The following is a 22,254-nucleotide window of genomic DNA, read 5'->3' as shown; positions in this document are numbered from 1 at the left end:
ACGGGATGGTTTGGCACCTCGATGTCGGCTCGTCGCATCCTGGGGCTGGAGTCGGTCCCAAGGGTTGGGCTGTTCGCCCATTAAAGCGGTACGCGAGCTGGGTTTAGAACGTCGTGAGACAGTTCGGTCCCTATCCGCTGCGCGCGTAGGAGTCTTGAGAAGGGCTGTCCCTAGTACGAGAGGACCGGGACGGACGAACCTCTGGTGTGCCAGTTGTTCTGCCAAGGGCATGGCTGGTTGGCTACGTTCGGGAGGGATAACCGCTGAAAGCATCTAAGCGGGAAGCCTGCTTCGAGATGAGGACTCCCACCCACTTGATGGGGTAAGGCTCCCAGTAGACGACTGGGTTGATAGGCCGGATATGGAAGCACGGTAACGTGTGGAGTTGACCGGTACTAATAGGCCGAGGGCTTGTCCTCAGTTGCTCGCGTCCACTGTGTTAGTTCTGAGACAACGAACAGTTGTCGGCTTTGAGCGGAACTCTCAACTGAAAAGTGTGCTTGTTCGCTCGAAACCAATAGGGTTTCGGTGGTCATAGCGTGAGGGAAACGCCCGGTTACATTTCGAACCCGGAAGCTAAGCCTCACAGCGCCGATGGTACTGCAGGGGGGACCCTGTGGGAGAGTAGGACGCCGCCGAACAATCTTTGGAGGACCTCTGGTCCCAGCGTTCAGCTGGGACCAGAGGTCCTTTTTTGTTTTTGCCAAAAGCGCGTCGGGTACCCGGCCGCGCGAGAACGACTGCGGTACCGAAGACAGGAGTCACCGATGTCCACCAACTCTCCCGAAGAGCGACCGGAGCGCGACCAGCGCCGCCGGGACGGGGGTGACCGCGGTGACCGCGGCGGGTACCGCGGGGGCCCGCGTCGTGACAACGACCGCGGCGGTTACGGCTACGGCCGTCGTGACGACCGTCGAGACGGTGACCGAGGCGGCGACCGGGGTGGTGACCGGGGTGGTGACCGGGGCAGCTTCCGCCGGGACGACCGTGACCGGGATCGCGACCGCGATCGTGACCGGGGCGGTTTCCGGCGCGACGACCGCGACCGCGGCGGGGAGCGCAGTGGCTTCCGGCGCGAGGACAACCGTGGTGGTGGCGGAGGCTACGGCCGGCGTGATGACCGACGAGAGAGCGATCGCGGTGGTCGTCCGGCCTTTCGGCGCGACGACCGGGACGGTACCCGTCGTGACGATCGTGGCGACCGAGGCGGTTTCCGCAGGGACGACCGCGACCGTGACCGCGATACCCGTAGGGACGACCGCGGGGACCGCGGGGACCGTGGTTTCCGGCGCGAGGACCGTGGCGACCGTGACCGGGGTGGCTTCCGGCGCGACGACCGGGACGGCTTCCGTCGTGACGATCGTGGCGACCGGGGTGGCTTCCGCAGGGACGACCGTGACCGCGACCGCGATCGTGGTGACCGTGGCGGGTTCCGCAGGGACGACCGTGGTGACCGGGGCGGTTTCCGTAGGGACGACCGCGACCGCGGCTTCCGACGCGACGACCGCGGCGAGCGTGGCGAGCGTGGAGACCGCGGTGGCTTCCGTGAGCGCTTCGACCGCCGCGACGACCGCCGTGACGACCGTCGTGACGACCGGCGGGATGACCGCAGGGACGACCGCCGCGACGGTGACCGGGGCGGATTCCGGCGCGACGACCGTGGGGACCGCGGGGACCGGCAGGGCCGTCCCGTATTCCGCCGCGACGACTCCCGCCGCGACGACTCCCGTCGTGACGAGCGCGGCGAGCGTGGCGAGCGGGGTGGGTTCCGGCGTGACGACGCTCGCGGTGAGCAGCGCGGCGAGCGGGGCGGATTCCGTGGCCGCGGGGGGCATGACGCCCGTGACGAGCGGAGCCGTGGCCCCCGTCGTGACGACTTCCGCCGTGACGACCGCGGCGGCCGGCCCGGCGGTTACCGCGGGCGGGACGACGACCGGCGTGGCGGCGGGCGCTTCCGTGACGAGCGGGAGCGGGACCGTGAGCCGATCAAGCGGCTGCCCATCCCCGAGGACGTCACGGGCGAGGAGATCGACAAGGACGTACGGCAGGAGCTGCAGAGCCTGCCGAAGACGCTCGCCGAGGACGTCGCCCGGAACCTGGTGATGGTCGCCCGGCTCATCGACGAGGACCCCGAGGGCGCGTACGGCTACTCCAGGGTGGCCCTGCGGCTGGCCTCGCGCGTGGCCGCCGTCCGGGAGGCGGCCGGCTTCGCCGCGTACGCCACCCAGAAGTACAACGAGGCCCTCGCCGAGTTCCGGGCCGCGCGCCGCATGACCGGGAACACCGACCTGTGGCCGGTCATGGCCGACTGTGAGCGTGGTCTGGGCCGGCCCGAGAAGGCGCTGGACATGGCCGGGGCGCCCGAGGTGCACAAGCTGGACAAGGCGGGCCAGGTCGAGATGCGGCTCGTGGCAGCCGGTGCCCGGCGGGACATGGGGCAGCTCGACGCGGCCATCGTGACCCTGCAGAGCCCCGAGCTCGCCTCCCACTCGGTGCAGCCGTGGACCGCGCGCCTGCGCTACGCCTACGCCGACGCGCTCCTCGCGGCCGAGCGGCGGAGCGAGGCGCGGGAGTGGTTCGCGAAGGCCGTCGAGGCCGACCGTGACGGCAGCACCGACGCCTCGGACCGGCTGGCCGAGCTGGACGGCGTCGAGTTCGTCGACGCCCTCGAGGACGAGGACGGCCTCGAGGACCAGGCCGAGGTCGAGACCGGGGCCGAGGCTGCGGTCGAGACCGAGACCGAGGCCGAGGTTGCGGTCGAGAACGAGGATGGCGACGAGACCGGGACCGCGCGGGCCGGTGAGGGCGGCATCGAGGCCGAGCCCCGTCGGCGGAGCGACGACGACAGCTGACGCGGCGGCCTGAGCCGACGGCAGCAAGAGAGAGGGCGGGCCCGCTTCGGGTCCGCCCTCTCTCGTATCGGCTCAATTCCTCGTATCAGCTCGACTTGCTCCGGTCCCTGCGCACAGGGCCGTCAGAGCTCCAGCGCGCGCAGTACCAGCCCCGACGCCGGCTTCGGGCCGAACGACGTCGACTTGCGGGGCATGGTGACGCCCTGGCGGGCCAGGTCACGCACGACGTCCTCGCGGACCGGGTGCAGCAGGACGGCCGTGCCGCCGTCCCGTTCGGCCTTTTCCACGGTGGCCGCCGTGTCGTGGATGTACGCGATGTCGTCGGGGGAGTTCTCGGAGATGTGCCAGACGTGGTCCAGCAGCGCGGCGTGCAGGACCGTGGCGTCCAGGGTGCGCCACGCGGCCGGGCGGTCGGCGGGCACCGTACGGGCCAGGAGCTCCGGGTCCGGCCGGTCCAGGAGGTGGAAGGCGCCGTCGCCCGCGAGCAGGAAGGCGTTGCCGGTGTGGGCCGCGTCGGCCAGGGCGTGCAGGGCCTGCGGCAGCGGGACGTCGAGGCGGTGTACGCGGAAGTGCTCGGCCGCGGCGGCCAGTGCCTCGGACACCGGCAGCTTGTGCAGGAGCCGGTGGATCGCACGGACGCGCAGGGGGTAGCGGGCCGTGTCGACCAGGAGCACCAGGCCCTGGTCCCAGGGGCCGGGGGAGGGGAACTCCCCGCGGAGCCGCAGATAGGTCGCCCAGCGGTGGTGGCCGTCGGCGATGAGGGCCTGTTGGTGCGCGAGGTCCGACTGGATCTCGCGGAGATCGGCCGGATCGGTCACCGCCCACAGGCGGTGGCTGAAGCCGTCCTCCGTGGTCGTGGAGAGGAGCGGCGGGCGCTCGGCGGTGCGTTCCACGACGGCGCCCGCGCCGGTCCGTGAGCCGTTGCCACGGTAGGTCAGCAGCAGCGGTTCGAGATTGGCGCGGGTGGCACGCATCAGGTCCGCGCGGTCCGCGACGACGTGCGGCATCACGTCCTCGTGCGGGAGGACCGTGCCCTCCGCGGCGTCCGACAGGCGCAGGGCGCCGATGATGCCGCGCTGCAGCATGCCGGCGTCGCGCTGCTCGTACACGTACAGGCCCGGTTCCGCGTCGGCGACCAGGACGCCCTCGCCCAGCCAGCGGTGCAGCGTGGCCGCCGCCTGTGCGTTGCGGGCCGCGGGCGCGGTGGCCTGGGGCAGGATCAGGCGCACGATGTTGTGCGGGTCGGCGGACTCCAGGTACAGCAGGCCGTCCGGCCGTACGACCACGTCGTACGGCGGGGAGGTCACCGCGGCCAGGCTGCCGACCCGGTCGGGGTCGTAGCGGACGCCTCTGAAGGGCACCAGTTCGAGGCCGCTGCGTTCCGGGGTCTCCTCCGCATGACCTGCTTCGCTCATTGGGGCATCGTAAGTGTGTCGGTGGCATGAGCGATGATCGGGGGAAAGGGATCAGACCGAGGAGCGATACGCAATGAGCCAGACCGTCACCACGCGCCCCGAGGGCAGTGCGCGGCCGTTGACCGAGGCGTACGACACGGCGCTGCTCGACCTGGACGGCGTGGTGTACGCGGGCGGGAACGCCATCGTCCACGCGGTCGAGTCGCTCGCCACCGCCCGCGCGCGCGGCATGCGCCTCGCGTACGTCACGAACAACGCGCTGCGGACGCCGGACGCCGTGGCCGCGCACCTCACCGAGCTGGGGACGCCGGCGGAGGCCGAGGACGTCATCACGTCGGCGCAGGCCGTGTCCCGGCTCGTCGCCGAGCAGGTGCCCGCGGGGGCGCGGGTCCTGGTCATCGGCGGGGAGGGGCTGCGGGTGGCGCTGCGGGAGCGCGGGCTCGAGCCCGTCGAGTCGGCCGACGACGATCCGGTGGCGGTGGTGCAGGGGTACGGCGGGCCCGAGATGGCGTGGGGCCGGTTCGCGGAGGCCGGGTACGCCATCGCGCGCGGGGTGCCGTGGTTCGCGTCCAACACCGACCTGACGATCCCCAGCGCACGCGGGATCGCCCCCGGGAACGGCGCCGCGGTGGAGGTCGTACGGATAGCCACGGGTGCCGAGCCGCAGGTGGCGGGCAAGCCGCTGCCCCCGATGCACCGGGAGACGATCCTGCGTACGGGTGCCCGGCGCCCGCTCGTGGTCGGGGACCGGCTGGACACGGACATCGAGGGCGCGTTCAACGGCGGGGTGGACTCCCTGCTGGTGCTGACCGGGGTCACCGACGGGGCGCGGCTGCTGGCCGCGCGACCGGAGCACCGGCCGACCTACGTCGACGCCGATCTGCGCGGGCTGCTCACCGGCCAGCCGGAGGTCGCCGAAGCCGGTGGAGCCTTCCGCTGCGGGGGCTGGACGGCGACGGCCGGGGAGGAGCGGCTCGAGCTGGAGGGCGAGGGCCCCGCCCTCGACGGGCTGCGGGCGCTGTGCGCGGCGGCCTGGACGGCGGCCGGAGAGGGCGCGTGCGGGCTGGACGGGGGGAAGGCGCTGGCGCGGCTGGGGCTGTGAGTGGGCCGGGGCGGCGTCCGGTGCGCGGGAGAATGGCCGATCTGCGCGGGGCAGGGCCCGCGGTGGTCCGGCTCGGGAGGGCCGGCGTAAAGGACCGGAGGTTAACTGGAGGATAGGCTAACCTAACCTTGTGATCGTCGACAGTCCCCTCGAGTCGCGTACGGCGACCGTCGGTGTCGTGACCGCAGGAGCAGGCCGGCGAACGACACCCACGAGAGCAGCCCGAGGAGCGCGAGGAGCATCGTGAACCGCCTGTCCGCCGAGAACGTCACTCTCGCCTACGACCAGCGCGTCATCGCGGAGGAGTTGTCGGTGGAGATCCCCGACAGCTCCTTCACCGTGATCGTCGGCCCCAACGCCTGCGGCAAGTCCACGCTGCTCCGCGCCCTGTCGCGGATGCTGAAGCCCTCCGAGGGCCGGGTGCTGCTCGACGGGAACGCCATCCAGTCGATGCCCGCCAAGAAGGTCGCGCGCACCCTGGGCCTGCTGCCGCAGTCGTCGATCGCACCCGACGGGATCACCGTGGGCGACCTGGTGGGACGCGGCCGTTACCCGCACCAGGGGCTGTTGCGGCAGTGGTCGGCCGAGGACGAGCGGATCGTGCGGGAGTCGATGGAGTCGACGGGCGTCGCCGAGCTCGCGGAGCGGTACGTCGACGAGCTCTCCGGCGGGCAGCGGCAGCGCGTGTGGATCGCCATGGCGCTGGCCCAGCAGACGCCCCTGCTGCTGCTCGACGAGCCGACGACCTTCCTGGACATCCAGCACCAGATCGACGTGCTCGACCTGTGCGCCGAACTCCACGAGGAGCAGGGGCGGACGCTGGTCGCGGTGCTGCACGACCTCAACCACGCCGCCCGGTACGCCACTCACCTCATCGCCCTGCGCGGCGGCGAGGTGATCGCCGAGGGCGCACCGTCGGACATCGTCACGGCCGAGCTGGTCGAGGACGTCTTCGGGCTGCGCTGCCAGGTCATCGACGACCCGGAGACGGGTACGCCGCTGGTGGTGCCGGCCGCGCGGAAGGCACGCACGCGGGTGCCGGCCGTGAAGGCGTCCTGAGCCGGAACCGCCCAGCGGGACCGGTTCGGCTACATGAGCTTCCTGAGCCGGAACAGATCGCGTACGCCCGCCTCGAGCCGCACCCGGCCCGATCCCCAGGCGCGCGCGAAATTCAGTTCGCCGTCGACCAGCGCGACCAGGTCGTCCCCGGTCATCGCGAGCCGGATGTCGGCCTTCTCGCGCGGCTGCCCGTCGAACGTGTCCAGCACCTCGATGCGGCCGTCGGTCAGCCGTCCGGCGAAGGTGACGTCCAGGTCCGTGATGTGGCAGCTCAGCGAGCGGTCGAGCGCGGCGGCGGTGCGCACGTTCCCTTCGGCGCCCGCGAGGTTGTCGGACAGCTTCTCGAGTGCGGCACGGCACTCCTCGGTCGTGGCCATCGCGCTCGACGGTACCGCAGCGCTTCGGGGTAGCGTCGGGGCATGAACGACTTGGTGCCCGAGGGCCACGTCCCCCCGCCCGGGCCGGAGCCGGGGCCCGGGCTCGATCCCGCCGCACCCGCCCCGCTCGGTGTCACACGCGTCCCCACGGGGCACGCCGAGGTCGACGCCCGACTGGAGCGGCTCGCCGACGCGGACCACCTCGGCACGGACGGCCACGTCGAGGTGTACGAGGATGTACACCGGGGGCTGCGCGACGCGCTCGCCGCACTCGACGTCCGCCCCAACGATCCGCCGTACGACCCCAGGAGCTGAACCGAACGTGGCAGGAGTGGCACGCCGCCGTCTCGACGCCGAACTGGTCCGCCGCAAGCTCGCGCGCTCGCGGGAGCACGCCAGTCAGCTGATCGCCGCCGGACGCGTGCGTGTCGGCAAGGCCGTGGCGACCAAGCCCGCCACGCAGGTGGAGACCGCGGCCGCCATCGTGGTCGCGGAGGACGACGGCGACCCCGACTACGTGTCGCGGGGCGGGCACAAGCTCGCGGGCGCGCTGGCGGCCTTCGGGCCGCTCGGGCTGGCGGTGGAGGGGCGGCGGGCGCTGGACGCCGGCGCGTCCACCGGCGGCTTCACCGACGTTCTGCTGCGGGCGGGCGCCGCGCACGTCGTCGCCGTCGACGTCGGGTACGGGCAACTCGCCTGGTCCCTCCAGAGCGATGAACGCGTCACCGTCAAGGACCGTACGAACGTACGAGAGTTGACGCTCGAAGCGATCGATGGGGAGCCTGTGGATCTTGTTGTGGGGGACCTGTCCTTCATCCCGCTCGGACTGGTCCTGCCCGCCCTGGCGCGGTGCACGAAGCCGGACGCCGATCTGGTGATGATGGTCAAGCCCCAGTTCGAGGTGGGCAAGGAACGGCTGGGCAGTGGCGGAGTCGTGCGCAGCCCGCAGCTGCGGGCCGAGGCCGTGCGGGGCGTGGCCGGGCGGGCCGCGGAACTGGGTCTCGGGGTGAACGGCGTGACGGCCAGCCCGCTGCCCGGTCCCTCGGGCAATGTCGAGTACTTTCTGTGGCTGCGTGCCGGGGCACCCGCGCTGGACCCGGCCGACGTCGACCGAGCAGTGACGGAGGGGCCGCAGTGACCGAGAACCGACCTCGTACGGTGTTCCTGCTGGCCCACACCGGCCGGCCGGCCGCCATCAGGAGCGCCGAGCTGGTGGTCAGAGGCCTGCTGCAGAGCGGGATCGGTGTACGGGTCCTGGAGGCGGAGGCGCGCGACCTGCCGCTGCCGGACACGGTGGACCTCGTCGGGGAGGCCACACCGCAGTGCCTCGACGGGTGCGAGCTGCTGATCGTGCTCGGCGGTGACGGGACGCTGCTGCGCGGCGCCGAGTTCGCCCGCGCCTCCGGGGTGCCGATGCTCGGCGTCAACCTCGGCCGCGTCGGCTTCCTGGCGGAGGCCGAGCGCGACGACCTCGACAAGGTCGTCGACCGGGTGGTGACGCGGACGTACGAGGTCGAGGAGCGCATGACCGTCGACGTGGTCGTGCACCGCAACGGCGACATCGTGCACACCGACTGGGCGCTCAACGAGGCCGCCGTGCAGAAGGTGTCCGCGGAGAAGCTCCTCGAGGTCGTCCTGGAGATCGACGGGCGGCCGGTGACCGGGTTCGGCTGCGACGGCATCGTGTGCGCCACCCCCACCGGGTCCACCGCGTACGCCTTCTCCGCGGGCGGCCCCGTGGTGTGGCCCGAGGTGGAGGCGCTGCTCATGGTGCCGATCAGCGCGCACGCGCTGTTCGCCAAGCCGCTGGTGACCTCCCCGGACTCCGTGCTGGCGGTGGAGGTGCTGCCGCACGTGCCGCCGGGTGTGCTGTGGTGCGACGGGCGGCGGACCGTGGAGCTGCCGCCGGGAGCGCGTGTGGAGGTGCGCAGGGGCGCCGTGCCGGTCAGGCTGGCCCGGCTGCACCACGCCTCGTTCACGGACCGGCTGGTGGCCAAGTTCGCGCTGCCCGTCTCCGGGTGGCGGGGAGCGCCCCACTAGTCAACGCCACCGTCCCTCCCACGACGGTCACGCCCCCTCGCCGACCAGCCCCTTCCTCTCCCAGGAAGGGGCTGCGTCGCGCCCGGCCGGGAAAACCTCGTATCGTCGGGGACGTGTTGGAGGAGATGCGGATACGGTCGCTCGGAGTCATCGACGACGCGGTCGTCGAGCTGTCACCAGGTTTCACCGCCGTCACGGGCGAGACGGGCGCGGGCAAGACCATGGTGGTCACCAGCCTGGGCCTGCTGCTCGGCGGGCGCGCGGATGCGGCGTTGGTGCGGATCGGCGCGAAGAACGCGGTCGTGGAGGGGCGGATCGCCGTGCCCGCGGGCGCCGCGGCCGTCGTGCGCGCCGAGGAGGCCGGGGCCGAGCTGGACGACGGGGCGCTGCTGATCAGCCGTACCGTTTCCGCCGAAGGGCGCTCGCGGGCGCACCTCGGCGGGCGTTCCGTGCCCGTGGGCCTGCTCGCCGAGCTCGCCGACGACCTGGTGGCCGTGCACGGGCAGACCGACCAGCAGGGCCTGCTCAAGCTGAACCGGCAGCGGCAGGCGCTCGACCGGTACGCGGGCGACGCGGTCGCCGTGCCGCTCGCCAAGTACGCGGGCGCCTACCGTCGGCTGCGGGCCGTCTCCGTCGAGCTGGACGAGATCACCACGCGCGCGCGGGAACGCGCCCAGGAGGCCGACCTGCTGCGCTTCGGGCTCGAGGAGATCGCGGCGGTCGAGCCGCGGCCCGGCGAGGACGCGGAGCTGTCGGCGGAGGCCGAGCGGCTGGGACACGCGGAGGCGCTGGCGTCGGCCGCGACGGTCGCGCACGCGGCGCTCGCGGGCAACCCCGAGGACCCCGAGGGCATCGACGCGACGACGCTGGTCGCGGGCGCGCACCGGGCCCTGGAGGCCGTACGGTCCCACGACCCCGCCCTCGCCGCGCTGGCCTCCCGGATCGGGGAGATCGGGATCCTGCTGGGCGACGTGGCGGGTGAACTGGCCGGGTACGCCGACGACCTGGACGCCGATCCGCTGCGGCTCGCGGCCGTCGAGGAGCGGCGGGCCGCGTTGAACGCGCTGACGCGGAAGTACGGCGAGGACGTCACCGCCGTCCTCGCGTGGGCCGGGACCAGTGCCACGCGGCTGACCGAGCTGGACGGCGACGACGAGCGGATCGAGGAGCTCACCGCCGAGCGGGACGCGCTGCGGGCCGAACTGGGCGGGCTGGCGCAGGCCCTGACGGAGGCTCGTACGGAGGCCGCCGAGCGGTTCGCGGCCGCCGTGACGGCCGAGCTGGCGTCGCTGGCGATGCCCCACGCGCGCGTGTCGTTCGCGATCCGGCAGAGCGAGGACCCCGAGGGCGTGGAGGTCGACGGGCGCACCGTGTCCTACGGGCCGTCCGGCGTGGACGAGGTCGAACTGCTGCTGGCCCCGCACCCGGGGGCGCCGCCCCGGCCCATCGCCAAGGGCGCGTCCGGCGGTGAGCTGTCGCGCGTGATGCTCGCGGTGGAGGTGGTGTTCGCGGGCACCGACCCGGTGCCGACGTACCTCTTCGACGAGGTCGACGCGGGGGTGGGCGGCAAGGCCGCGGTGGAGATCGGGCGGCGGCTCGCCAAGCTCGCGAAGTCCGCGCAGGTCGTGGTGGTGACCCATCTGCCGCAGGTGGCCGCCTTCGCCGACCGGCAGCTGCTGGTGGAGAAGACCAACGACGGGTCGGTGACCCGGTCCGGTGTGAAGGTGCTGGAGGGCGAGGACCGCGTCCGTGAGCTGTCCCGGATGCTCGCAGGCCAGGAGGACTCCGAGACGGCCCGCGCCCACGCCGAGGAGCTGCTGGCCACGGCCCGGGGGGACGGGTAGCGGCGGTACCGGTGGGACGGCGGTACGGGCGGTGGAGTGCGGGGCGTCACTCGTGCGGGTGATGCCGCTCGGCAGGTTGCCCCTGACAGGGGGGCACCGGTCCGCGGCGGTGCCGGAACGCGCCCGCGGCCTGGCATCCTTGACCGTGGTACGACGTACCAGGCGGAAGCGCCCCGCGCGGTCCACCCGCTCCGCGCGGACCTTCTGTCCGTTCCTTCGTGACCGTTCGACGCCGAACCAGGAGCCCCGGCCACGTGAGCCACGTGAGCAGCCACTCACCGCAGGGCCAAGCGCCGCTGCGCACCGTGCAGGTGCTCGGCGGGGGCAGCGCGGCCAGTAGTACGCATGTGCGGTCGCTGGCCGAGGGCCTCGTCGCCCGGGGGGTGCGGGTCACCGTGTGCGCTCCGGGTGAGACGGGCCGCACGTACGACTTCACCGGCGTCGGCGCCGTGCACGTTCCGGTGGACCGCAGCAGCGACCCCGCCGCCGTGACCGCCCTGCGGACGGCCTGTGCGGGTGCCGACCTCGTGCACGCGCACGGACTGCACGCCGCGTTCCGGGCCTCGCTCGCGCTGAGCGGCCGTACCGTCCCGTTCGTCGTGACCTGGCACACGCGTTCGCAGGCGGAGGGGGCCCGGGGCCATCTGCTGCGGTTGCTGGAGCGGCGGGTCGCCCGAACCGCTTCGGTGGTCCTCGGCACCTCCTCCGAACTCGTCGACCGGGCCCGCGAGAGGGGCGCCCGGGACGCGCGGCTCGCCGCCGTCGCCCTGCCCGCCCCGCGCCGGCCCGACGACGACCCGGACCCGACGCGGTCCAAGACCCGTGCCGAGGTCGGCGCCACCGGTCGCCCCTTGCTCATGGCCGTCGGCACGCTCGACCACGACCGCGGGTACGGGACGCTGCTGGACGCCGCGCGGATCTGGCGCGGACTCGACCCCGCCCCGCTGGTGGTGATCGCGGGGGAGGGGCCGCTGCGGGCCGTCCTGCAGCGGCGGATCGAGGACGAGGCGCTCCCGGTGCGGCTGGTGGGACGGCGCGACGACATCGTCGAGCTGATCGCCGCCGCCGACATCGCGCTGCTGCCGAGCAGCTGGGAGTCCCGGTCCGTGCTCGCGCAGGAGGCCCTGCACGCGCGCGTGCCGCTCGTCGCGGCCGCCGTCGCCGGTGTGCCCGAACTCGTGGGCGACGCGGCGGAGCTGGTTCCGCACGGCGACGCGGCGGCCCTCGCGGAGGCCGTCGTCCGCCTCCTGGCCGATCCCGGCCGCCGTGAGGTGCTCAAGGACAACGGTGTCCGGCAGGCCGCCACCTGGCCGACCGAGGACGAGACGGTGGCCCAGGTGCTCAGCGTCTACGACGAGCTGACGCGGTCCAGGCCGCTCTCCTAGCCGTCGTACGGCCGTACAGGCGTACGTTCCGCGGCCGTGGCACGGACCGCCACGGCCGCGCGGGGATCAGCCGCCGTACGCGCCCGAGGCCGTCAGCCGCAGCGCCGTGTCGATCAGGGGCACGTGGCTGAACGCCTGCGGGAAGTTGCCGACCTGGCGCTGCGCGACCGGGTCCCACTCCTCCGCCAGCAGCCCCAGGTCGTTGCGGAGGGCCAGTAGCTTCTCGAAGAGCTTGCGGGCCTCGTCCACCCGGCCGATCATCGCCAGGTCGTCCGCCATCCAGAACGAGCACGCCAGGAACGCGCCCTCGTCGCCCGGCAGCCCGTCCACGCCCTCGTCCCCGCCGGAGGTCGGGTAGCGCAGGATGAAGCCGTCCGTGGTCGACAGCTCCCGCTGGATCGCCTCGATGGTGCCGATCACCCGCTTGTCGTCCGGCGGCAGGAAGCCCACCTGCGGGATGAGCAGCAGGGAGGCGTCCAGCTCCTTGGAGCCGTAGGACTGGGTGAAGGTGTTGCGCTCCTTGTCGTAACCCTTCTCGCACACGTCCCGGTGGATGTCGTCGCGCAGCGCGCGCCACCTCTCCAGCGGGCCGTCGGCGTCGCCCGACTCGATGAGCTTGATGGTGCGGTCGACCGCCACCCAGGCCATGACCTTGGAGTGCACGAAGTGCCGGCGCGGGCCGCGCACCTCCCAGATGCCCTCGTCCGGCTCGTTCCAGTGGTCCTCCAGGTAGCGGATCAGCTTCAGCTGGAGGAGCGAGGCGTAGTCGTTGCGGGCGAGGCCGGTCATGTGGGCCAGGTGCAGGGCCTCGATGGTCTCGCCGTACACGTCCAGCTGCAGCTGGTGCGCCGCGCCGTTGCCGACCCGGACGGGCGCGGAGTCCTCGTAGCCCGGCAGCCAGTCCAGCTCCGCCTCGCCGAGCTCCCGCTCGCCCGCGATGCCGTACATGATCTGCAGGTTCTCGGGGTCGCCGGCGACGGCCCGGAGCAGCCATTCGCGCCAGGCGCGGGCCTCCTCGCGGTAGCCGGTGCGCAGCAGCGAGGAGAGGGTGATGGCGGCGTCGCGGAGCCAGGTGTAGCGGTAGTCCCAGTTGCGGACGCCGCCGATGTGCTCCGGCAGGGAGGTGGTGGGCGCGGCGACGATGCCGCCGGTGGGGGCGTAGGTGAGGGCCTTGAGGGTGATCAGGGAGCGGACCACGGCCTCCCGGTAGGGCCCGTGGTACGTGCAGTTCTCCACCCAGTCGCGCCAGAACTCCAGCGCGGCCTCGAGCGACTGCTCCGGTTCCGGCAGCGGCGGCGGCTCCTTGTGCGAGGCCTGCCAGGAGATGGTGAACGCGAGCTTGTCGCCCGGCGCCACGGTGAAGTCGGCGTAGGTCGTCAGCTCCTCGCCGAAGGTCTCGGCGTCCGTGTCGAACCACACGGAGTCGGGGCCCGCGACCGCCACGGTGCGGCCCTCGTGCTTGTGCACCCACGGCACGACACGCCCGTACGCGAAACGCATCCGCAGCGCGGAGCGCATCGGTACCCGGCCGCTGACGCCCTCGACGATGCGGATCAGCTGCGGGGCGCCGTCACGGGGCGGCATGAAGTCCGTCACGCGGACCGTGCCGCGCGGGGTGTCCCACTCGGACTCCAGGACCAGCGAGTCGCCCCGGTAGGTCCGGCGCGAGGCCGCTGGTGGTTCCTCCCCGTCCGTATGGGCCGGCCCGATCCGCCAGAACCCGTGCTCCTCCGTGCCGAGCAGTCCCGCGAAGACGGCCTGGGAGTCGAAACGGGGCAGGCACAGCCAGTCCACCGTGCCGTCCCGGCAGACCAGCGCGGCCGTCTGCATGTCCCCGATGAGTGCGTAGTCTTCGATGCGCCCGGCCACGTGCTACTCCAGTCGAACGGCCACGTCGCCCCGGTCAGAGGGCGGTCGCTTCAGCGGTCAAGGGACCCAAGGGATCAACAAGGGCCAGTGTCCAGTGTGATCCATGGGTTCGTGTCATGCGTCGTCGTACAACGATGCCCAACGGAGTCGAGGCGTTCGCTGCTCAACAACGAACTGTCGAGCTCCAGGTGATCCGGGAACGGACGGGGGTGGCGCCGTACGCCGGCCGTGCTCGGCAGCGAGTGTCCGAAGAGGATACGACGCTGCCCGGGGTCCTGAGTGCCGCTCCGGCCAACCCGGATCTGCCGGACGAGTGACCCGGAAGCCGGGCTTCCGAACTTCGTGTCGGGCCGTGTGCGGAGCGTGGCCGGAAGCCATCTCCCGCTCGCGCTGTTACGCTGGTAGCCCGTGGACCGGTGGGCGCACCAACCCGAGGGTTGAGTCCCCCGAACCGCAGCGACGGCACCAGAAGGAATCCTCCGGACCGGCAGCCGAACCGCCCCACAGACCGCGACCACGGGAGCCCCCTCTTGGCCATGCCGCCCAGTGCTTTTCGAAACGGCACAGCAACGACGACCAAGCACATCTTCGTCACCGGGGGCGTCGCCTCCTCGCTCGGCAAGGGCCTCACCGCCTCCAGCCTGGGCATGCTGCTCAAGGCGCGCGGCCTCCGTGTCGTCATGCAGAAGCTCGACCCGTACCTGAACGTCGACCCGGGCACGATGAACCCCTTCCAGCACGGTGAGGTGTTCGTCACCAACGACGGGGCCGAAACCGATCTGGACATCGGCCACTACGAGCGCTTCCTCGACCGCGACCTCGACGGCTCCGCCAACGTCACCACCGGCCAGGTGTACTCCACGGTCATCGCCAAGGAGCGCCGCGGCGAGTACCTGGGTGACACCGTCCAGGTCATCCCGCACATCACCAACGAGATCAAGCACCGCATCCGCCGGATGGCCTCCGACGAGGTCGACGTCGTGATCACCGAGGTCGGCGGCACGGTCGGGGACATCGAGTCGCTGCCGTTCCTGGAGACCGTCCGCCAGGTCCGGCACGAGGTCGGCCGCGACAACGTGTTCGTGGTGCACATCTCGCTCCTGCCCTACATCGGACCTTCCGGTGAACTGAAGACGAAGCCGACACAGCACTCGGTTGCGGCGCTGCGCAACATCGGTATCCAGCCGGATGCGATCGTGCTCCGCTGCGACCGTGAGGTCCCGGTCGCGATCAAGCGCAAGATCTCGCTGATGTGCGACGTCGACGAGGCCGCCGTGGTCGCCTGTCCGGACGCCCGCTCGATCTACGACATTCCCAAGGTCGTGCACTCCGAGGGCCTGGACGCGTACGTCGTGCGCAAGCTGGACCTGCCCTTCCGTGACGTGGACTGGACCACCTGGGACGACCTGCTCGACCGCGTGCACAACCCGCTCCACGAGATCACGATGGCGCTGGTCGGCAAGTACATCGACCTGCCCGACGCCTACCTGTCGGTGACCGAGGCGCTGCGCGCCGGCGGCTTCGCCAACAAGGCCCGCGTGAAGATCAAGTGGGTCACCTCCGACGACTGCAAGACGCCGGCGGGCGCGGCCCGGGAGCTGGGCGACGTCGACGCGATCTGTATCCCCGGCGGCTTCGGCGAGCGCGGCGTGTCCGGCAAGGTCGGCGCGATCCAGTACGCCCGGGAGAACGGCATCCCGCTGCTCGGCCTCTGCCTGGGCCTGCAGTGCATCGTGATCGAGGCCGCGCGCAACCTGGCGGGCATCCCGGACGCCAACTCCACCGAGTTCGACCCCGCCACCGCCCACCCGGTGATCGCCACCATGGCCGAGCAGCTCGACATCGTCGCCGGCGAGGGCGACATGGGCGGCACCATGCGGCTGGGCATGTACCCGGCGAAGCTGGCCGAGGGCTCGATCGCGCGCGAGGTCTACGACGGCAAGGAGTACATCGAGGAGCGGCACCGCCACCGCTACGAGGTGAACAACGCGTACCGCGCCGAGCTGGAGAAGAAGGCTGGTCTGCAGTTCTCCGGCACCTCCCCGGACGGCAAGCTGGTCGAGTACGTCGAGTACCCCCGTGAGGCCCACCCTTACCTGGTCGCCACCCAGGCGCATCCGGAACTGCGCTCCCGTCCGACCCGCCCGCACCCGCTCTTCGCCGGGCTGGTCAAGGCCGCCGTGGAGCGCAAGACGGCCAAGTAATCGCAGGTGACGCGAGAGTTGTACGGTGACCGGGGTACGCGCCCTCATCGCAGGGGCGCGCACCCCGGTTCCCTTTTGTACGGCTGGAAGGACAGGGCATGACGATCAAGGACATCGCCGAGGAGTGGGAGATCCGGGCGAGCGACACGCCGTTCGTGGGTGCCAAGACCTCCGTGCGCACCGACGACGTGGTCATGCCCGACGGCTCGGTCGTCGGCCGCGACTACCAGGTCCACCCCGGTTCCGTGGCGGTCCTCGCCCTCGACGACCGGGACCGGGTCCTCGTCCTCCGTCAGTACCGCCACCCCGTGCGCCACAAGCTGTGGGAGATCCCCGCCGGGCTCCTCGACGTCCCCGGCGAGAACCCGCTGCACGCCGCGCAGCGCGAGCTGTACGAGGAGGCCCACGTCAAGGCGGAGGACTGGCGCGTCCTGACCGACGTCTACACCACGCCCGGCGGCTGTGACGAGGCCGTACGGGTCTTCCTCGCCCGTGATCTCTCCGAGGCCGAGGGGGAGCGCTTCCTCGTCGAGGACGAGGAGGCCGACATGGAGCTGGAGCGGGTGCCCGTCGACGAGCTCGCACGCGGCGTCCTCGCGGGTGAGCTGCACAACAACTGCCTGGTGGTGGGCGTGCTGTCGCTGATCGCCGCCCGTAACGGGGACGGGATCGACGCGCTGCGCCCGGCGGAGGCGCCGTGGCCCGCACGTCCGTTCGAGGCCTGACCGAAGGCTGGACGAACACGAGGCCTGACGGCGTTCCAGGCCTCCAGGTGCCCGATTTCGCCACTTCCTGCGGTCTCCTGCCCGTCCGGCGTATGCGGTCCTACGATCGGCTGATCCGATCGGGCGACTCGTCCGCCGTGCTCCGCCGGGATCGTCGCAGAGCGTGAACTAGGCTCTGCAAAACGCCCGGACCGGAGTCCCGGCGGGCTCGCACGCGCAGTGGAACGGGAGCGTGACCCGTGACGGAACAGGTGGTCGACACGGAGTGCACCGGGACGGCCGGAGGGGATCGGCCCCCGGCCGGCCCGACCGGCTCCACGGAGCTCGGTTTCCTGGGCCGCACACGGGAACTGAAGGAGCTGCGCGCCGACATCGAGCGGGCCGGCCTCGACACCCTCTCCGGCAGGAAGGCGCCCCGCGCGCGCGTGCTGCTCATCGCGGGCCGGCCCGGCTACGGCCGCACCGCGCTCGCCGAGGAACTCGCCCGGCGGGTGGCCGACCGCTACCCCGACGGGGTGTTCCGCGCGCGCCTGACCGAACCCGGCGGCACGCCCGTACCCACTGAGACCACCGCACGTGACCTGCTCACCGCGCTCGGTCTGCCCACCCCGGCCGGCGCCGGCCAGGACGACCTCGCCGCGGCGCTGCGCGCGGCCCTGGCCGGCCGCCGGGCGCTGCTCCTGCTCGACGACGCGGCCGACGCCCAGCAGGTCGACGCGCTGCTGCCGGACACCCCGGAGTGCCTGGTCGTCGCGGTCTCCGGCGGGCCGTTGACCGGCATCGCCGACGTCCGCCCGTGCACCCTGGGCGGCCTGGACACCAAGTCCGCGCTGGAACTGCTCTGCCGCCTCACCGGATCCGTGCGGATCACCGTCGACCCGCGGGCTGCGGAGCACCTGGTGGAGGAGTGCGCGGCCCAGCCCGCCGCGCTGACGCTCGCCGGGGGCTGGCTCGCGGCGCACCCCCAGGCCGCCGTCGCCGACCTGGCCAAGCACCTGCGCGCGGCGGACGCCGAGGGCACACCGCTCTCCCGGGTCCTGCGGCTCGCCCACGACTCCCTGCCGGGCCCCACCGCCCGGATGCTGCGGCTGCTGTCGCTCGCCCCCGCGGGCCTGGTCGACCCGCAGACCGCGTCCGGACTGGCCGGCTGTTCGGTGGACGCGGCCCGCGGCGCGCTGGAGGACCTGGCCGCCTTCGGCTTCCTGCACACCGTGGGCTCGCCCCTGCCGCAGTACGAGGTGCCGGGCTGTCTGCTGCCGCTGCTGCGCCCCCTCGCCGCGACCCACGAACGCCCGGCCGAACTCCAGCTGGCCCGCGCCCGCATGCTGGAGCGCACCCTGCGGCTGCTGCAGTCCTGCCGGGCCATCACCGAGACCGACAGCCCGCAGGCCCGCGAGAAGCTCATCGGCATGCCCCGCGCGCTGCGTTTCCCCAGTCCGCGGGCGGCCGAGGAGTGGCTGCGCGTACGGCGGCCCGCGCTGCTGGCCTCGGCCCGGCTGGCGGTCGCCGACGGCGAGCTGGACACCCTCGCGCGGCGCCTGATGTCCCAGCTCGTCCGGGCGATGGTCGCCCACTTCGGCACCCACGCCGCCGCACCGGACCTGTACGGCATCCACCGGCTCGTGCTCGACGTCGCCGAGCGCCGCGACCTGCCCCGCGAGCAGGCCGCCGCGCTGCTCAACCTCGCCGACCTGGACGCCCGCACCGGCCGTACCGCCGAGGCGCTGCTCCGCTACCGGGCCGCGCTGGACGCCGGACGGCGGGCGGGCGACCCGTACGCGACCGGCCGCGCGATGGAGTCCGTGGGCGGCGCCCACCAGGAGCTCGGGGACTACGACCGGGCGGCCGACTGGTACGGGCGGGCCCTCGCGCAGCGGCTCGCCCGCGACGAGCGCGCCGACGCGGCCCGGCTGCACGGCCGCATCGCCACCGCCCACACCTACGCGGGCCGTTACGGGGAGGCGCTGCGCAACTGGCGTTCCGCCCTGGCCGGGTACCGCAGGCTCGGTGACGTGGCCGGCCAGGCGCGGGCACTCAGCGAGACGGCGCGGGTGCAGGAGTACGCGGGGCGGCCCGAGGAGGCGCTGCACACCTGCCAGGAGGCCGTGGAGTGGGCGCGACGTGCCGAGGACGCCCGGCTGCAGGCGGCGCTGCACCTCCGGCTCGCGGACACGCTGGAACGGCTCGGGGACCCGGCGGCGGCCCGGCTGCACCGGGGAACGGCCGAGCGCATGCTGGGAGAAGAACTCGAAGGCGGCGACGGCGACGGGGCCCGCGACGGCGATGGTGATGAGATCACCATGGAACATGACGCTAACGCCTGCGAAATCCGCAGCGCCCCCGGCGGAAAATGATGCTTTGAAAGGCTAGACAGGGGAGAGGCCTTCATTAGACTGGGTGCGCCGCCGGTTCTTCCGCGGTGTCTCCCGGTGCGCTCCGATGCGTACGGGTATGTCTGCATCGACTGGCATGCGTCGCCTGCGTGCGCGTGCGTGCCGTCACTCACACCCCTGACGAGTCGAGGACCGTGATCCACGTGAAGGTCGGCATCCCCCGCGAGGTCAAGAACAACGAGTTCCGGGTGGCCATCACCCCCGCCGGTGTGCACGAGCTGGTCCGCCACGGGCACCAGGTCGTCGTCGAGCGGGGCGCCGGTGCCGGCTCCTCCATCACGGACGACGAGTACGTCGCCGCCGGCGCCCGGATCCTCGGCACCGCGGACGAGGTGTGGGCCACCGCCGACCTGCTGCTGAAGGTCAAGGAGCCCGTCGCCGAGGAGTACCACCGCCTGCGCAAGGACCAGACGCTCTTCACCTACCTGCACCTGGCCGCGTCCAAGGAGTGCACGGACGCGCTGCTGGAGTCCGGCACCACGGCGATCGCCTACGAGACCGTCGAGCTGCCGAACCGGGCGCTGCCGCTGCTCGCCCCCATGTCCGAGGTCGCGGGCCGGCTCGCCCCACAGGTCGGCGCCTACCACCTGATGCGCGCCGGCGGCGGCCGCGGTGTGCTGCCCGGCGGTGTTCCGGGCGTGGCGGCGGGGAAGGCCGTGGTCATCGGCGGTGGCGTGGCGGGCTGGAACGCCGCGCAGATCGCGGTCGGCCTCGGTTTCCACGTGACCCTGCTCGACAAGGACATCAACAAGCTGCGCGAGGCGGACCGGGTCTTCGGCACCAGGGTGCAGACCGTCGTCTCCAACTCCTTCGAGCTGGAGCGGGCCTGCCTGGAGGCCGACCTCGTCATCGGCGCCGTCCTCATCCCGGGCGCCAAGGCGCCGAAGCTGGTCACCAACGAGCTCGTGGCGCGGATGAAGCCGGGAAGTGTCCTTGTCGACATCGCGATCGACCAGGGCGGCTGCTTCGAGGACTCGCGCCCCACCACGCACGCCGAACCGGCCTTCACCGTCCACGGGTCGGTGTTCTACTGCGTCGCCAACATGCCGGGTGCCGTGCCCCACACCTCCACCCACGCGCTGACCAACGCCACGCTGCCGTACATCGTCGAACTGGCGAACCGGGGCTGGGTCGAGGCGCTGCGTCGCGATCCCGCGCTGGCCAGGGGCCTCAACACGCATGACGGCAAGGTGGTGTACCGGGAGGTCGCCGAGGCGCACGGCATGGAGTACGTGGAACTCGACTCCCTGCTCGGCTAGGCCGCGCGGCCGCCCGGCCGACTCGCGGGCGCCGTAAAGCGATACGTCAACACTGCGCGTCAACCGCGCCCACTCGGCCGGACCTTGCCCGACAAGGTCCGGCCGAATGTGTGTATGTTCACTGACCGGTGCCGGGTCGACTCGCCTCGAACGTGACTCTTCGACCCTTTCGCACAACGGTGAAACCTGCCATGCGACGGCCGTACGCCCTTGACAGCGGGATGTTTCAATGCCGACACATCGGGCCGGGTCCGGCGGATTGTGTTGCTGCGGACCGGTGACACGCCATAGAGTCGCCAACCGTCGGCATGGTGCCACGCTGACCTATCTAGAAGTTTCCTGGTCACCAAGGAGGTAAGACGACTTGTGAATGAGTCGACATTTACTCCCGGGGGTGGTCAACCAGGAACGCCTGCGCAGGGTCATCGGCCCACGGGGCTCCAGGCTGTCGGCTCCGTCGCTGTGCGCACCTTCGCAGCCCACCAGGGTCACCCCACGTCAGAGGTGACTCAGCCAGCACACCAGAGCATGGATGGCCATCACGTGAACGCCATGGCCGGCGACGGAAGTGGCGAGCTCCGCGGCCACTTCGCCGACTACGACGAACTGCCCGAGGGACACTTCTACGACCCCGACGCCGAGTACGAGCCCGATCCGGAGTACGCGGCCACGCTCGCGCCCGACGCGGCCCGCCAGCGCCGTGAGCGCATCGGCCCGACGGGCCGCCCGCTGCCGTACTTCCCGATCCCGGGCCCGCTGACCGACCACGGTCCCGCGAAGATCATCGCGATGTGCAACCAGAAGGGCGGCGTCGGCAAGACCACGTCGACCATCAACCTGGGCGCCGCGCTCGCCGAGTACGGACGGCGGGTGCTGCTGGTCGACTTCGACCCGCAGGGCGCGCTCTCGGTCGGCCTGGGCGTCAACCCCATGGAGCTCGACCTGACCGTCTACAACCTGCTCATGGAGCGGGGCATGGCGGCCGACGAGGTCCTCCTGAAGACCGCGGTCCCCAACATGGACCTGCTGCCCAGCAACATCGACCTGTCCGCCGCCGAGGTCCAGCTGGTGAGCGAGGTCGCGCGCGAGTCCACGCTGCAGCGCGCGCTGAAGCCGCTCATGGCCGACTACGACTACATCGTGATCGACTGTCAGCCCTCGCTCGGCCTGCTCACGGTGAACGCGCTGACGGCGGCCCACAAGGTGATCGTCCCGCTGGAGTGCGAGTTCTTCGCCCTCCGCGGTGTGGCGCTGCTCACCGAGACCATCGAGAAGGTCCAGGAGCGGCTCAACCCGGAGCTGGAACTCGACGGCATCCTCGCCACGATGTACGACTCGCGCACCGTGCACAGCCGTGAGGTGCTCGCGCGGGTCGTCGAGGCGTTCGACGACCACGTCTACCACACGGTCATCGGGCGCACGGTCCGCTTCCCGGAGACCACGGTCGCCGGTGAGCCGATCACCACGTACGCCTCCAACTCCGTCGGTGCCGCCGCCTACCGCCAGCTCGCCAGGGAGGTGCTCGCCCGGTGTCACGCCGAGTGAGTCTGCCCGGGGCCGACGAACTCTTCCGCACGACAGGGGGCATGGCGCTCCAGGCGTCCACGCCCCGGCGCCAGGCCAATGGTGAGGCCCGGGTGCCCGCGCCCGCCGCGGAGAGCGATCCCGCCGACGGGGACGCGCCGCCGTCGGTGCCCGCCCAGGGCGGCGACGGCGCCGAGCACGCGGCC

16 protein-coding genes, 2 rRNA genes and 2 pseudogenes are annotated in these 22,254 nt (G+C 72.2%); 17 read left to right on the top strand and 3 right to left on the bottom strand.

From position 1 onward, the window contains the following. From UW392_RS65525 to UW392_RS65510, 4 genes and pseudogenes are all read left to right on the top strand, one after another. Positions 1-419, top strand: a 23S ribosomal RNA gene (locus UW392_RS65525); the annotation flags it as partial. A gap of 105 nt (positions 420-524) precedes the next feature. Further along, positions 525-641, top strand: a 5S ribosomal RNA gene (gene rrf / locus UW392_RS65520). Positions 642-767: 126 nt separating this feature from the next. Beyond that, positions 768-1,502 (top strand): annotated as a pseudogene (locus tag UW392_RS65515) (hypothetical protein); the annotation flags it as partial. Positions 1,503-1,994: 492 nt separating this feature from the next. Next, positions 1,995-2,852, top strand: a complete 858-nt coding sequence (locus UW392_RS65510; RefSeq protein ID WP_320784990.1) for a tetratricopeptide repeat protein — start codon at positions 1,995-1,997, stop codon at positions 2,850-2,852. 122 nt (positions 2,853-2,974) lie between these two features. On the opposite strand, the gene UW392_RS65505 is transcribed toward UW392_RS65510, so the two are convergent. Further along, positions 2,975-4,267, bottom strand: coding sequence for a DUF1015 domain-containing protein (locus tag UW392_RS65505; RefSeq protein ID WP_320784987.1), 1,293 nt, complete (start codon positions 4,265-4,267; stop codon positions 2,975-2,977). A gap of 73 nt (positions 4,268-4,340) precedes the next feature. On the opposite strand from UW392_RS65505, the gene UW392_RS65500 reads away from it, so the two are divergent. Both UW392_RS65500 and UW392_RS65495 read left to right on the top strand, forming a co-directional pair. Then, the gene (locus UW392_RS65500; protein WP_320784986.1) at positions 4,341-5,369 is read left to right on the top strand and encodes an HAD-IIA family hydrolase; all 1,029 of its coding nucleotides are present in this window, start codon (positions 4,341-4,343) and stop codon (positions 5,367-5,369) included. Positions 5,370-5,609: 240 nt separating this feature from the next. Further along, positions 5,610-6,428, top strand: coding sequence for an ABC transporter ATP-binding protein (locus UW392_RS65495; protein ID WP_414497855.1), 819 nt, complete (start codon positions 5,610-5,612; stop codon positions 6,426-6,428). 29 nt (positions 6,429-6,457) lie between these two features. Here UW392_RS65495 and UW392_RS65490 read toward each other — a convergent pair whose 3' ends face one another. Next, complete coding sequence (locus UW392_RS65490; RefSeq protein WP_320784984.1) at positions 6,458-6,805, bottom strand: SCP2 sterol-binding domain-containing protein; 348 nt, start codon at positions 6,803-6,805, stop codon at positions 6,458-6,460. Positions 6,806-6,847: 42 nt separating this feature from the next. Here UW392_RS65490 and UW392_RS65485 point away from each other — a divergent pair, with 42 nt between their 5' ends. The 5 genes from UW392_RS65485 (at position 6,848) to UW392_RS65465 (ending at position 12,074) form a co-directional block, all read left to right on the top strand. Then, on the top strand, positions 6,848-7,120 hold the full coding sequence (locus tag UW392_RS65485; protein ID WP_320784983.1) for a hypothetical protein: 273 nt from the start codon (positions 6,848-6,850) through the stop codon (positions 7,118-7,120). 7 nt (positions 7,121-7,127) lie between these two features. Continuing rightward, the gene (locus tag UW392_RS65480; RefSeq protein WP_320784982.1) at positions 7,128-7,943 is read left to right on the top strand and encodes a TlyA family RNA methyltransferase; all 816 of its coding nucleotides are present in this window, start codon (positions 7,128-7,130) and stop codon (positions 7,941-7,943) included. Beyond that, on the top strand, positions 7,940-8,845 hold the full coding sequence (locus UW392_RS65475; protein WP_320784981.1) for an NAD kinase: 906 nt from the start codon (positions 7,940-7,942) through the stop codon (positions 8,843-8,845). Before UW392_RS65480 ends, UW392_RS65475 begins: the two co-directional genes overlap by 4 nt. Before the next feature lie 113 nt (positions 8,846-8,958). Next, positions 8,959-10,689: a DNA repair protein RecN gene (gene recN / locus UW392_RS65470; protein WP_320784980.1), complete on the top strand. Its 1,731-nt coding sequence runs from the start codon at positions 8,959-8,961 to the stop codon at positions 10,687-10,689. A gap of 254 nt (positions 10,690-10,943) precedes the next feature. Continuing rightward, on the top strand, positions 10,944-12,074 hold the full coding sequence (locus tag UW392_RS65465; protein WP_320784979.1) for a glycosyltransferase family 4 protein: 1,131 nt from the start codon (positions 10,944-10,946) through the stop codon (positions 12,072-12,074). 66 nt (positions 12,075-12,140) lie between these two features. Here the strand turns inward: UW392_RS65465 and UW392_RS65460 are convergent, their stop codons facing one another. Next, positions 12,141-13,943, bottom strand: a complete 1,803-nt coding sequence (locus UW392_RS65460) for a glycoside hydrolase family 15 protein (RefSeq protein ID WP_320784978.1) — start codon at positions 13,941-13,943, stop codon at positions 12,141-12,143. A gap of 536 nt (positions 13,944-14,479) precedes the next feature. On the opposite strand from UW392_RS65460, the gene UW392_RS65455 reads away from it, so the two are divergent. The 6 genes and pseudogenes from UW392_RS65455 to UW392_RS65430 form a co-directional block, all read left to right on the top strand. Further along, on the top strand, positions 14,480-16,147 hold the full coding sequence (locus tag UW392_RS65455) for a CTP synthase (RefSeq protein ID WP_320784989.1): 1,668 nt from the start codon (positions 14,480-14,482) through the stop codon (positions 16,145-16,147). 98 nt (positions 16,148-16,245) lie between these two features. Beyond that, on the top strand, positions 16,246-16,872 hold the full coding sequence (locus tag UW392_RS65450; protein ID WP_320784977.1) for an NUDIX hydrolase: 627 nt from the start codon (positions 16,246-16,248) through the stop codon (positions 16,870-16,872). Positions 16,873-17,111: 239 nt separating this feature from the next. After that, the gene (locus UW392_RS65445; RefSeq protein WP_414497851.1) at positions 17,112-19,226 is read left to right on the top strand and encodes a tetratricopeptide repeat protein; all 2,115 of its coding nucleotides are present in this window, start codon (positions 17,112-17,114) and stop codon (positions 19,224-19,226) included. Between the two features lie 173 nt (positions 19,227-19,399). Next, a complete protein-coding gene (ald, locus tag UW392_RS65440; protein ID WP_320784976.1) occupies positions 19,400-20,524 on the top strand; it encodes an alanine dehydrogenase in 1,125 nt (374 codons plus the stop codon). 366 nt (positions 20,525-20,890) lie between these two features. Continuing rightward, a complete protein-coding gene (locus UW392_RS65435; RefSeq protein WP_320784975.1) occupies positions 20,891-22,069 on the top strand; it encodes a ParA family protein in 1,179 nt (392 codons plus the stop codon). Next, positions 22,054-22,254, top strand: a pseudogene (locus UW392_RS65430) (hypothetical protein); the annotation flags it as partial. The gene UW392_RS65435 and the pseudogene UW392_RS65430, both read left to right, overlap by 16 nt.

This window comes from Streptomyces sp. CRN 30, assembly GCF_034105845.1.
This window is presented reverse-complemented; position numbering and strand designations above follow the sequence as displayed.